At 75.3% G+C, this 11,685-nt stretch carries 12 protein-coding genes; 7 read left to right on the forward strand and 5 right to left on the reverse strand.

The window, feature by feature from the left end:
* The first annotated feature begins 129 nt into the window (after positions 1 to 129).
* On the forward strand, positions 130 to 1,386 hold the full coding sequence (locus tag PHK61_RS25770; RefSeq protein ID WP_274283885.1) for a cytochrome P450: 1,257 nt from the start codon (positions 130 to 132) through the stop codon (positions 1,384 to 1,386).
* Between the two features lie 154 nt (positions 1,387 to 1,540).
* Here PHK61_RS25770 and PHK61_RS25775 read toward each other — a convergent pair whose 3' ends face one another.
* From PHK61_RS25775 to PHK61_RS25785, 3 genes are all read right to left on the reverse strand, one after another.
* The gene (locus PHK61_RS25775) at positions 1,541 to 2,278 is read right to left on the reverse strand and encodes an RNA polymerase sigma factor SigF (protein ID WP_274283933.1); all 738 of its coding nucleotides are present in this window, start codon (positions 2,276 to 2,278) and stop codon (positions 1,541 to 1,543) included.
* A gap of 134 nt (positions 2,279 to 2,412) precedes the next feature.
* Positions 2,413 to 2,868, reverse strand: a complete 456-nt coding sequence (locus tag PHK61_RS25780) for an ATP-binding protein (protein WP_274283886.1) — start codon at positions 2,866 to 2,868, stop codon at positions 2,413 to 2,415.
* A 93-nt stretch (positions 2,869 to 2,961) separates the two neighbouring features.
* Positions 2,962 to 3,327 (reverse strand): anti-sigma factor antagonist, encoded by a 366-nt coding sequence (locus tag PHK61_RS25785; RefSeq protein WP_274283887.1) that lies wholly within the window; start codon positions 3,325 to 3,327, stop codon positions 2,962 to 2,964.
* Positions 3,328 to 3,625: 298 nt separating this feature from the next.
* Here PHK61_RS25785 and PHK61_RS25790 point away from each other — a divergent pair, with 298 nt between their 5' ends.
* Entirely contained in the window at positions 3,626 to 3,937 is a 312-nt protein-coding gene (locus PHK61_RS25790) for a WhiB family transcriptional regulator (protein ID WP_274283888.1), read from the forward strand.
* Positions 3,938 to 3,956: 19 nt separating this feature from the next.
* On the opposite strand, the gene PHK61_RS25795 is transcribed toward PHK61_RS25790, so the two are convergent.
* Entirely contained in the window at positions 3,957 to 4,433 is a 477-nt protein-coding gene (locus PHK61_RS25795; protein ID WP_274283889.1) for a bacterial proteasome activator family protein, read from the reverse strand.
* Positions 4,434 to 4,539: 106 nt separating this feature from the next.
* Between PHK61_RS25795 and PHK61_RS25800 the strand changes: the two genes are divergently transcribed.
* On the forward strand, positions 4,540 to 5,367 hold the full coding sequence (locus tag PHK61_RS25800; RefSeq protein ID WP_274283890.1) for an ATP-binding protein: 828 nt from the start codon (positions 4,540 to 4,542) through the stop codon (positions 5,365 to 5,367).
* 22 nt (positions 5,368 to 5,389) lie between these two features.
* On the opposite strand, the gene PHK61_RS25805 is transcribed toward PHK61_RS25800, so the two are convergent.
* Positions 5,390 to 6,475 carry a DNA topoisomerase IB gene (locus PHK61_RS25805; RefSeq protein ID WP_274283891.1) on the reverse strand — a complete coding sequence of 362 codons (1,086 nt, stop codon included), beginning with the start codon at positions 6,473 to 6,475 and terminating at the stop codon, positions 5,390 to 5,392.
* A gap of 73 nt (positions 6,476 to 6,548) precedes the next feature.
* Between PHK61_RS25805 and PHK61_RS25810 the strand changes: the two genes are divergently transcribed.
* From PHK61_RS25810 to PHK61_RS25825, 4 genes are all read left to right on the forward strand, one after another.
* Positions 6,549 to 8,231: a RecQ family ATP-dependent DNA helicase gene (locus tag PHK61_RS25810; protein WP_274283892.1), complete on the forward strand. Its 1,683-nt coding sequence runs from the start codon at positions 6,549 to 6,551 to the stop codon at positions 8,229 to 8,231.
* A gap of 61 nt (positions 8,232 to 8,292) precedes the next feature.
* Positions 8,293 to 8,643: a hypothetical protein gene (locus PHK61_RS25815; protein ID WP_274283893.1), complete on the forward strand. Its 351-nt coding sequence runs from the start codon at positions 8,293 to 8,295 to the stop codon at positions 8,641 to 8,643.
* Between the two features lie 48 nt (positions 8,644 to 8,691).
* On the forward strand, positions 8,692 to 10,644 hold the full coding sequence (locus tag PHK61_RS25820) for a 4-alpha-glucanotransferase (RefSeq protein ID WP_274283894.1): 1,953 nt from the start codon (positions 8,692 to 8,694) through the stop codon (positions 10,642 to 10,644).
* Positions 10,645 to 10,761: 117 nt separating this feature from the next.
* Positions 10,762 to 11,676 (forward strand): hypothetical protein, encoded by a 915-nt coding sequence (locus PHK61_RS25825; RefSeq protein WP_274283895.1) that lies wholly within the window; start codon positions 10,762 to 10,764, stop codon positions 11,674 to 11,676.
* Positions 11,677 to 11,685: the final 9 nt, after the last annotated feature.

The raw sequence follows: 11,685 nt of genomic DNA on the forward strand, positions 1-11,685 counted from the left end.
ACGCCGGGGCGCTCGGGCAGCGGGGTGTGCCGGCCACGCTGACAGATCCGATACAGCACGCCGAGGGGGTCAGCGACTCCCCGGCATCACCGGCTTCCTCGCCGACCCGGCGCGCGCCAGGATCGAGCGATGGACCTCCGCCGCGACATCGCGCTCGGCACGCGCCTGGCCGCCGTGCGGGCCGGCGGGCTCGCGATGGCCCTCGCCGGCGACCCGGTGCTGCGCCTGCTCTACCGACCCTGGATCGACGACCCGACCGGCGTCCAGCGCCAGCTACGCGAGGCCGCGCAGCCGTACGCCAGCCGCGCCGGCGTGCTCGTCGTCGCCACCCATGCGCTCTGCCGCGACCTCGTCCGCGACCGCCGCTTCATGGTCCGGACGCGCAGCGGCGGCTCGCTCGGCGGCGCCGTCGACGGTGAGCGCGACCCGCTGCTCGAGCCCGTCGACCTGTCGTTCCTCGGGATGGACCCGCCCGAGCACACGCGGCTGCGGCGCCTGGTCGGCAGGTGGTTCACCCCGGCGCGGGTCAACGCCTACGAGCCGCTGGTCGCGGGGCTCGCCGAGCGGCTGGTCGACGACGCGGCCCGGCGGGAGCGCTTCGACCTGGTCGCCGACGTCGCCACCCCGCTGCCGGTCGCGGTGATCGCCGAGCTGCTGGGCGTCCCGGACGAGGACGCGGGATCGTTCGCGCGGTGGGGCCGGGCGGTCGGGGCGGGGCTCGGCGGGGTGCGGTCGCTGCGCGCGCTGCACCGGCTCGAGGGCGCGATCGTCGAACTGCACAGGCTGCTGGGCGACCTGCTCGAGAAGCGGCGCCACGATCCCGCCGACGACCTCATCAGCCACCTCGCCGCCGAGGACGCCGACGTCGAGGAGACGATCAGCCTGGCGGCGCTGCTGCTGCTCGCCGGGTTCGAGACAACGAGCACGCTGCTGTCGAACGCCGTCGCCGCGATGACCGACGCGCGCGGCCCCTGGACCCAGCTCGCCGCCGACCCCGGACGCAGCGCCGACGCCGTCGAGGAGAGCCTGCGGTTCGACGCACCGATCCAGTTCACGGCGCGCACGCCCCACGAGACCGTGCACCTCGGCGAGCGTGACGTCGCGCCCGACACCGTCGTCATGGCGATGCTCGGGGCCGCCGGCCGGGACCCGGCGGTGCACACCGACCCGGACGTCTTCGACCTCGATCGCCCGACGCGCGCCGAGCACCTCGCGTTCTCGGGCGGCATCCACTTCTGCCTCGGCGCGCCGCTGGCCCGGCTCGAGGCGCGCGTCGCACTGGCGGTGCTGGCCGAACGGATGCCGACGCTGCACCGGGAAGCGGGGGCGGTGAGGAGGCGCTCGCTGCTGCTGCGGAGCTACCAGCGCCTGCCCGTCGCCGTGTGAGCCGCGGGATCGTGGGGCCGTCGCGACCCGGCATCGGATCCGCGGGCGTGGCCACCACGCTGACCCACCCCTGCGCGTCGGCGTGTCGCGCCGCGAGGATGTGGCGATCCTGGCGTCACACGCCAGCGATGCCGCATCGCTCGTACCGGGGGCGTTACGGCGTCGGCGGGTCGGAGAGGTCGGCGCGCAGGGTCGCGAGGGTGCGGGTGAGCAGGCGCGAGACGTGCATCTGCGACACGCCCACACGCTCGGCGATCTGGGTCTGTGTCATGCCGCCGAAGAAGCGGAGCATGACGATCGTGCGCTCGCGCTCGGGGAGCTTGCGCAGGGCGGGCTGCACGGTCTCGCGGTGCTCGACCTGTTCGAGCTCGGCGTCCGCGGACCCCAGGACGTCGGCGAGGCGCCCGCTCGACGGGTCGTCGACGAGCATGTCGTCCAGCGAGCTCGAGCGGTACGCGTTGGCGGCCTCGAGGGCCTCGAGCACCTCCTCGCGGCTGCGCTGGAGGTGCTCGGCGAGCTCGCCCGCGGTGGGCGCGCGGTTCAGCTCCTGCGAGAGCTGGGGCATCGCCGACCCGATGGCCAGGCGCAGGTCCTTGAGCCGGCGGGGCACGCGCGTCGACCACGCCTTGTCGCGGAAGTAGCGCCGGACCTCGCCGGTGATCGTCGGCACCGCGTAGGAGAGGAAGTCCGAGCCGCGCTCCGGCGAGAACCGGTCGACCGCGTGGATCAGGCCGACGGTCGCGACCTGCTCGAGGTCCTCCTGCGGCTCGCCCCGCTGCGAGAAGCGGCGGGCGATGTGCCGGGCCAGGGGCAGGTAGCCCTCGACGAGGCGGTCACGCAGGACCTCGCGGCGCGGGTCGTCGGCGGCGAGCCCAGCGTGCTCGGTGAGCATCGGGACGAGGTGGTCGTACGAGTCCTCGTTGCGGGACCCCTTCGACGACCCGCGCGACGTCCCCTCCGACCTGTCATCCCGTGGCGTGTTCGGCGACTCCTCGGCGGCGTCCGGCAGCGCGCGCGCCGGCTCCGTCACGGGTTGAGCCGTTGCTTGCGCAGGTGGATCCCGAGCCAGTCCGGGTCGGCGTCGAGCACCTGCGCGTCGTCGGTGAGCGTGGTCAGCACCCGCCACCCGAAGGTGTCCTGCCGCAGCGCGGCCTCGCCCGCCACCGGCACCCGGCAGATGACGTCGATCCGGCCGTCCGCCATGGCGAACCCGCAGCGCAGCTGGCCGCCCTCGCGGGCGAGCGGCACCAGGGCCGAGCAGGCCTCGTCGACCGCCATCCGCAGGTCGGACACGGCGTCGAGGTCGAAGTCGGCACGCGCGGCGAGATCGGCGGCCACCGCCCGCACCGACGGGATCAGCGCGGGATCGGCGTGCACCCGGACCTCGACAGGGGTCGGGGTCTCGGCGAGGCCGCCCGAGCCGTCACCCGGATCGGTGGCGGTGGACGAACGATCACGCTGCTGCGGTTCCGGCGTCTGCACGGCTGCTGATCTCCGTTTCGCGGCAGGTGAGAAGGACGGTGGCGGTGCCACCGTATCGGCGCAGGCGACGCGGACGGCAGGGCCCCGCGCCGGTCATCCGGCCAGTGCGGCCTCGACCGACGGGTAGAGCGAGAACAGGTCGGTCAGACCCGTCGCCTGCAACGGCCGGCTCACCGGCCGCGAGTTGGCGACGAGGCGCAGCGCCACGTCACGGTTGCGGGACTCGTCGAGCGCCTCGACGAGCAGCGCGAGGCCGCTCGATCCCAGGAACTCGACCGAGAGCATGTCGAGCACGAGCACCGTGGGCTTGCCCTGGAGCTCTTCGTTCACCTTCGCGCGCAGCGCCGGCGTCGTCAGCATGTCGATCTCGCCGGCCAGCCGGATCACCGACGCGCCGTTCGACCGCTGCACATCGACGCCGAGCGGGTCCTCCGCGGTGAGGTCGTCATCGGTGGCCACGGCGTCTGGTCCCCCTCCGGTCATGTCGGGCGAGCCCGGGTGTCCGAGCCCTCCTCGTCGATCCCCCGGCAACGTACTTGCCGTGCCGGTGAGCCTACTCGTCACCCCCCGTGGGCACCCGTTCACGACGAGGGCGACGCATCACAGTGCACGCCGGAGCCGGACACCCACGATCGAGCGCGCGACTGCGCTGTTCAGGGGTGTTTGGGGTCTCGGGCGGCCGGGGATACCGCCGTCGCCACTCCGATTCCGGGGAAAGCAATCCCCCCGGCCGGATGCACCGACTGGGAGGACCGCCATGGCTGACATCCGACTCCTGCCCGGCCCCATCATCGACGAGTGGGACTGGCAGCTCCACGGATCGTGCCGCGGGATGGACTCGAGCTTCTTCTTCCACCCGGATGGCGAGCGCGGCCCGCGACGGGAGCACCGCGCGGCCGAGGCCAAGAAGGTGTGCGCCGCCTGCCCGGTCATCGAGCCGTGCCGCCGCCACGCCCTGGCCACCCGCGAGCCCTACGGCGTCTGGGGCGGTCTGACCGAGGACGAGCGGCGCCTCGCGCTGCGCACCACCGGCCGCGAGACCGGCACCGTCGTCTACGAGGCCCGCTGAGGACCGCGGTAACCACGACCTAGAGGTACTGGCCGCTGCCGTCCCCGCTCGGCGCGGGACGGCCCCGGCCCTGACGCATCTGCTCGAGCTGACCCCGCGCCGCCATCTGCTGCGCGAGCACGGCGCTCTGGATGCCGTGGAAGAGCCCCTCGAGCCACCCCAGCAGCTGGGCCTGGGCGATCCGCAGCTCGGCCTGCGACGGCGTCGCGTCCGACGAGAACGGCAGCGTGATGCGGCGCAGCTCCTCGCGCAGCTCCGGCGCGAGTCCCTGCTCCAGCTCGGTGATCGAGCGCTCGTGGATGTCCGCGAGGCGTGAGCGTCCGGCCTCGTCCAGCGGCGCCGCCCGGACCTCCTCGACGAGCTTGCCGACCATGCCGGCCACCCGCATCACCGCACCCGGCGAGGCCACCAGGTCACCGGTGCCCGCACCCTCCCCGGCACCCGACGCCGCCGCCGCGGCCAGTGCGGACGAGGGCCGTTCGTCCTGATCGCTCATGGGCCCATCATGGCGCCCCGGCGACCGCTCGGCGCGCCCGGCGACGCGACCCCGGATGTGCGCATGGGTGCCCGGGGGCGGGGGTACCAGGGGCCCGAGGTGAGTCGTGGACACAAGGATCGAGCTGCCCCTCGAGACCACGGGGGACGGCGGGACCGGCGCGTGGCCGCAGGACCGGGAGGCCCTCCCGCAGGCCGCTCGACACGCCTCCCCGCAGGCCCTCGAGCACTCCGCCGGCGCCCCGATGGTGGTCCGGCTCTCCGGCCCGCTGTCCGAGACGACGGCGCATCCCCTCGTCGACCGCCTCTGCGCACTCCTGCGCCGGCACGGCGCGGTGGTGGCCGACGTCTCGGCGATCGAGCTGCGGCACTCCGGCGCGGTGCACGCGTTCACCGAGGCCGCGGCGCGCGCCGGTGAGTGGCCCGACGTCCGCCTCGCCGTCGCCGCCCCCGACCTGACGTGTGCCGCCCTGCTCGTGAGCTCGCGGGTCGCCGAGCGCGTCCCGGTGCATCCCGACGTGGCCACCGCGCTGGCCCACCTCGACGAGCGGCCGGAGCTGGTCCGCGGGTGGTGGCGCTTCGGCATCGACCCGCGCGCCCCCGGTGACGCCCGTCAGCACGTCCGGCGGGTCTGCGGCAGCTGGTCGGTCGACGACGAGGCCCGCGAGGCCGCCGAGATCGTCGTCACCGAGCTCGTCACGAACGCCGTCGAGCACGCGGTGAGCGCCTCGGTGGTGGAGGTCGAGCGCACCGCGCACTCGCTGCGCCTGACCGTGCGCGACTTCGACCTCGCACCGCTGCCCGAGGCGCGCCTGCCCGAGCCGACGTCGCCGCGCGGGCGGGGCCTGGCGATGGTGGCGGCCGTGGCGACCACCTGGGGCGTCGAGGCCCACCGCGACGGCAAGACCGTCTGGGTGGAGATGGCGACGGTCTGACGCAGGTTCCGGGGATCGGCGCCTACGCGGCGTCGGGCAGGACCACGGGCTCGCGCTGGTCGAGCAGCGCCAGGACGGCGTTCTCGATGTGGCGGCGCATCGCGTGGTCCTCGATCCCGGCACCCTCGCGCACGGCGTCGGCGATGGTGCGCCCGCTCTCGAAGTGCGTGATGAGCACCGGGTCGACGTAGGACCGCTTGCACACCGCCGGGGTGTTGCCGAGCTGCTCGGACACGGCCTTCATCGTGCGGGTGATGGCGCCGCGCTGCTTGCGCTGCGCGCGCGGCGGCAGCCCGGTGTCGTCGCACTCGCCGGCCAGCGCCACCGCCGCCTGCACGCCGGCGTTCCACGTCCGCAGGTCCTTCGCGGTGAACTCGTCGCCGATCAGCTCGCGCACGGCGTCGTTGACGTCCTGCGCGGTGACGTCGTGCCACGGCCCGCGGTCGCCGCCGCGCCCGCCGCGGCGGAACGCCAGCAGGTCCTCGCCCCCGCCGCGGCGGCGCTTGAGCGAGCTCACCAGGCCGTGGACGTGCTCGTCGTGGAGCGTGACGCGGCGCGGGACGCCGGACTTCGCGGTGTAGCGGAACTCGACGCCCCCGTCGCGGCGGGCGATGGCGTGCTCGCGGCGCAGCGTGGCCAGGCCGAAGGACGCGTCGCCGGGCGAGTCGTCGCTGGCGTACTCCTCGCCGCCGACGCGGAACACCCCGAGGTCGAGCATCCAGACCGCGCCGGCGAGCACCCGGTCGCGTCCCAGCCCCCGGCCGCGCCCGAGCCGGTCCGCGATCTCGGTGCGGGCGTCGCCGATGACGTGCCCGAGCCGCGTGACCCGGACGAACTTCTCCTGGTCGCGCCGGCGGGTCCACGCCTCGTGGTAGCGGTACTGGCGGCGTCCGGCGGCGTCGGTGCCGACCGCCTGGATGTGCCCGGCCGGATCCGCGCAGATCCACACGTCCTGCCACGCGGGCGGGACGACGATCTTGCGGATGCGGTCGATGTGCGCCGGGTCGTCGATCGTCACACCGGTCTCGCGGTCGAAGTAGCTCCACCCCTTGCCGCGACGGCGTCGGCCGATCCCGGGTCCGTAGGGCTCCACGTGCACCAGTTCCACCGGCCGGGCTTACCCCCCTGTCCGTCCCTGCGAACGCCGTTTCTGGTGGAGGAGTTCTGGCTACCACCGGCCGGTGCCCGACACCTCTGCGGATCTCCTCGGCCCCTGCGGCCCGGTCGACCGACCCACCCTCGACGCCGTCGACGCGGCCGTCGCCCGCGTCCTCGGCGAGGGCGCCGAGCTGGGCGGCGGGCAGCGCGAGGCGGTGCTCGGCGCGCTCGTCGACGACTGCTTCGCCGTCCTCCCGCCGGCCGCCGGCAAGACCGCGGTCTACGCCGTCACCGGCCTCGTGCTGGGCGGCCCGACCGTGGTGGTGTCGCCGACGCTGTCGCTGCACCGCGACCAGGTCGCCCACCTCGTCGACGCCGGCGTCCGCGCCGAGGTGCTGAACTCGACGGTGTCCGCGCGCGGGGCCGTCCTCGAGCGGTTCGCGGCCGGCGAGATCGAGGTGCTGGTGACCTCGCCCGAGCAGCTGGCCCGCGAGGACGTGCTCGACGCCCTCGCGGCCGGGTCCCCGACCCTGCTCGCGGTGGACGAGGCGCACTGCGTCTGCGACTGGGGCCCGGACTTCCGCCCCGACTACCTGGGCCTCGCCCTCGCCCGCCGGCGCCTGGGCCGCCCGCGCGTGCTGGCGCTCACCGCCACCGCATCGATCCCGGCCCGCGGGGAGATCCTGGAGCTGCTCGGCGTGCCCGACGCGTGCGTGGTGGTGCGTGACCCGGACCGCCCGCACATCCACCTCTCCGCGCACCTCGTGCACGAGGAGGAGGCCAAGTGGGAGCGGGTGGTCGACGAAGTCGTCGGGCTCGAGGGCGCCGGCATCGTCTATGTGGGCACCCGCGGGCACACGACTCTCGTGCGCGACCGGTTGCGCGAGGCCGGCGTGACCGCCGAGGCCTACGACGGCGGCATGAGGGCGCGGGAGCGCGCCCGCGTGCAGGACGCGTTCATGGGCGGCGAGGTGCCGGTCGTCGTCGCGACCAGCGCGTTCGGGATGGGGATCGACAAGCCCGACGTTCGCTGGGTACTGCACGGCGACACACCGACCTCCATCGACGCCTACCACCAGGAGATCGGCCGGGCCGGACGGGACGGGGGCCCGGCGCGGGCGGTGCTGTTCCACCGGCCGCAGGACCTCGCCCGACCCAAGCTGTTCGCCTCCGGGCGCGACCCGCGCCGGGAGGCGCTGACGACGGTGCTCGCCGCGGTGTGCCGCCACCCCGACGGTGTCGGGCAGGACGAGCTCGCCGGGCCCGCCGGGGTGTCGAAGGCCGGGCTCGCCCGCGCGATGCCGGCGCTGGTCGCGCTGGGGGCGGTCACCAGGCTGCCGGGACGACGCGTGGCCCCCGGGGACGTCATCGCGTGCGACGACTTCTCCGGCCTCGCCGACCAGGCGGCCGCGCTCATCGCCCGCCGCCGAGAGCGCGAGCAGAGCAAGGTCGAGCTGGTGCGCCGCTACGCCGAGGCCCCCGGCTGCCGGCGCCGGACCCTGCTCGAGGCGCTCGGGGAGTCGCGCGACGAGCCGTGCGGCCTCTGCGACCAGTGCGACGCCGGGCACCCGGGCGACCCCGGGAAGCGGACGGGCGCGCAGGACGGCGACCCGGTGCCCGGCGAGGCCGTCCGGCACGACGAGTGGGGCCCGGGGACGGTGACGACGGTCGCCGACGAGTCGGTCGTGGTCCTGTTCGACGAGGGCGGCTACCGCACGTTGTCGCTGCCGGTGGTGCGCGAGAAGCACCTGCTCGCCCCGGCGTGAGGTCACGTTTCGCGCCGCCCCGCCGGGCCGATCCCGTCGGCGACCCCTACGGAAGGTGACCGTGCTCCGCGAACCCAGCTCCTCTCCCCTGGCCCCGCCGGCCGGCGCGCCCGACACACTCCCCGCGTCCTTCGGCCCGCCCTCCGATCTCCGCGGGCTCGCGCGCCGCGCCCACCGCGACCCCGGCGCCGCCCGGGAGCTCGCCGCGGCCCTGCTCGCGCGCGGGTGGAGCACGCGCCCGGTCGCGGCGCTCGCCGGCCTCGCGGAGAGCGCGGTCGCCGCCCTGGCGAGGGTGCGCCGTCCGGGGACCGCGGCGGGCGCCGTCGCCGACGACCTCGCCGCGCGGGCCCGTCGCCGCTCGGCGGGGACCGAGGAGCTGCCGCCCGCCCCGCGCCGCCCCGCCTCGGCCTGACATCCTGCGCGTCCCGTACCCGCCCGTCCGAACCGTTGGGAGACGCCGGTGCCCGAGCGCGTCGAGCCCGAGCTCGCCGAGCTCGCCACCGCCCACGGCGTGGCGGTGCGCTACCGCGACGCCGCCGAGCGCGAGGTCGAGCTCGACCGCGGCGTCGTGCTGGACGTGCTGACCGCGCTCGACGTCGACGCGACCACGCCCGAGGCCCTGGCGTCCGCGCTGGACGCCGTGCGGTCCGCGGACCCCGACGCGCTGCCGGCGACGCTGGTGGTGGACGAGGGGTCGTCGCGGCCGCTGCCCGGCCCCGGGACGATCACCCTGGAGGACGGCACCGCGCGGTCGGTGTCGTCGGTGCCGGACGACCTGCCCGTCGGCTACCACCGGCTGGCGTGCGGCGAGCAGGACGTCGCGCTGATCGTCGCGCCGGCGCGGCTGACGCCGCCGCCGCCGACGTGGGGATGGATGGTGCAGCTCTACGCGGTGCGCTCGGAGCACTCGTGGGGCTGCGGTGACTACGGCGACCTGGCGTCGCTGCTGTCGCGCACCGCGTCGGACCAGGGTGCGGGCGCGCTGCTGGTCAACCCGCTGCACGCGCTCGCGCTGGCGCCGCAGGTCGAGCCGTCGCCCTACTCGCCGTCGAGCCGACGGTTCCTGCACCCCCTGTACGTGCGGGTGGCGGACACGCACGCCTACGACTCGGCCCCGTCGTCAGTGCGCGCGTCCGTGGACGCGCTGCGCCCGCCGTCGGGGGACCTCGTCGACCACGAAGCGGTGTGGGCGGCGAAGCGGGCGGCGCTGGAGCTGCTGCGGCCCCACGACGACGCCGCGCCGACCGACGTCGAGGCGCTCGATCCCGAGCTGCGCGACGTCGCGACCTGGTACGCGCTGGCGGAACGCCACGGCAGCGACCTGCACACGTGGCCGGCCGGGTTGCGGCACGTGGGGGACGACGGCGTGGCGGCGGCGCGTCACGAGCTGGCGGACCGGGTGCTGTTCCACGCGTGGTGCCTGCAGCTGGCCGACGCGCAGCTGGCGGCGGCGCACGCGGCGACCGAGGGCATGGCGGTCGGGCTGATCGCCGACCTCGCCGTCGGGTGCTCGGCGGGCGGGGCGGACGCGTGGACGCTGGCGGACGCGCTGGCGCCGGGGGTGTCGGTCGGCGCGCCGCCCGACGACTTCAACCAGCAGGGCCAGGACTGGGCGCTGCCGCCGTGGCGCCCGGACGCGCTCGCCCGGTCGGGGTACGCGCCGCTGCGCTCGATGATCCGCGGGGTGCTGCGCCACGCCGACGGGCTGCGCGTCGACCACGTCGCGGGTCTCTGGCGGCTGTGGTGGATCCCGCCGGGCCGGGGCGCGCGCGAGGGCGCGTACGTGCACTACGACGCGCGGGCGATGCTCGCGGTGGTGGCGATCGAGGCCTCGCGGGCCGGCGCGGTCGTGGTGGGCGAGGACCTGGGCACCGTCGAGCCGGAGGTGACCGAGGGACTCGCCGAGCACGGGATGCTGGGGTGCGCGGTGCTGTGGTTCCAGCGCTCCGACGACGGCGCGCTGCTCCCGCCGCGGCGGTGGCACCCCGACACGCTGGCGAGCGTCTCGACCCACGACCTGCCGACGGCGGCGGGGTTCCTGGCCGACGAGCACGTGCGGGCGCGGGCCGAGGCGGGCGTGCTCGACGACGTCGCCGAGGCGCGCGCGGCGGCGGCGCGGGACCGCTCGGAGCTGCTCGAGCTGCTGGCGTCCGAGGGGTTCGCGGTGGACGGTGACGATCCGGACGCGGTGGTCCTGGCGATGCACCGGCTGCTCGCGACGGCCCGCTCGCGCATCGTGCTGGCGGCGTTCACCGACGTCCTGGGCGACGTGCGGCAGCCCAACCTTCCCGGGACGGTCGACGCCTACCCGAACTGGCGCATCCCGCTCTCCCACTCCCTCGACGCCCTCCTGACCGACCCCCGCACCCTCGCGGTGGCCCGATCCCTACGTGAGCGAGATTCCCGGCTATAGCCGGGAATTTCGCTCACATACCCCGGCCGATGGAGCCGGGGACGGGGCGGGTGCGTCGAACGCCGTGTGGACGACCTCGACGAATGGCAACGCCTCCTCCGTGACCAGCACGGGGTGGTGACGCGGGCGCAGCTGCGAGCTCGTGGATATACCGACCACGGGATCCAGGCCCAGATCGACGCCGGCCGCTGGCAGCGGCTGCACGACGGCGTCTACCTGACCTACTCCGGTCCGCCGACCCCGGACGCGCTGCGGAGCGGAGCCCTGCTCGCGTGCCCCAGCGGCGGCATGCTGAGCCACGAGACGGCCGCTGAGCTGCACGGCTTCGTCGAACCGAATCCGCGGCGACCCGTCCACGTGACGGTGCGGTACGGCTGCTCGGCGGTGCGGCTCGACGGTGTCAAGGTCCACCGTTCCCGAGCGTTCGCGCACATCGGCGTGGTCGGGAGCGACCCGCCACGGACGAGTCGTGCGCACACGGTCCTGGACCTCGCCGTTGCCGCACCCGACGCGCAGGAGGCGCTGCACAGGGCCCACCACCACGCCCTGGAGGCCGGAGTCCACCCGCTCGCGCTGGAGAGTGCCGTGGAGCTGCGCCGCCCGGCGCGACACCGTCGCGCCATCGCGGCCGCCGTGGCACTCCTGCGCGACGGCGTGCTGTCCGAGCTGGAGTACCGGTACCTGGTCGACGTCGAACAGGGCCACGGTCTCCCTGTCGGGCACCGCCAGGCTCCCGTGCTCGTCGACGGCGTCCGTCGATACGAGGACATCCTCTACGACATGCCCGACGGGCGGGTGATCGTGCGCCTCGACGGCTTCGGCACCCACCGTGATGCACGCACGGCCCTCGTCGACCGCCGGCGCAGCGTCACGGCTGCCGTGGCAGGCGAGCCGTCGGTGCCCTTCGGATGGGAGGAGGTCACCGCCTTTCCGTGCCGGACGGCCCGAGAGGTGGCGGCTCTCCTCCGAACTGCCGGATGGGACGGAGCGGTGGGTCCATGTGGTCTATGTGAGCGGAATTCCCGGCTATAGCCGGGAATT

The sequence above is a fragment of the Actinomycetospora lutea genome (assembly GCF_028737205.1).
GTDB lineage: Bacteria > Actinomycetota > Actinomycetes > Mycobacteriales > Pseudonocardiaceae > Actinomycetospora > Actinomycetospora lutea.

Excerpts from the sequence above, each read along its gene's own strand:
- PHK61_RS25770 (WP_274283885.1), top strand. The coding sequence starts at position 130 with ATGGACCTCCGCCGCGACATCGCGCTCGGCACGCGCCTGGCCGCCGTG.
- PHK61_RS25795 (WP_274283889.1), bottom strand. The coding sequence starts at position 4,433 with ATGAGCGATCAGGACGAACGGCCCTCGTCCGCACTGGCCGCGGCGGCG.
- PHK61_RS25775 (WP_274283933.1), bottom strand. The coding sequence starts at position 2,278 with ATGCTCACCGAGCACGCTGGGCTCGCCGCCGACGACCCGCGCCGCGAG.
- PHK61_RS25790 (WP_274283888.1), top strand. The coding sequence starts at position 3,626 with ATGGCTGACATCCGACTCCTGCCCGGCCCCATCATCGACGAGTGGGAC.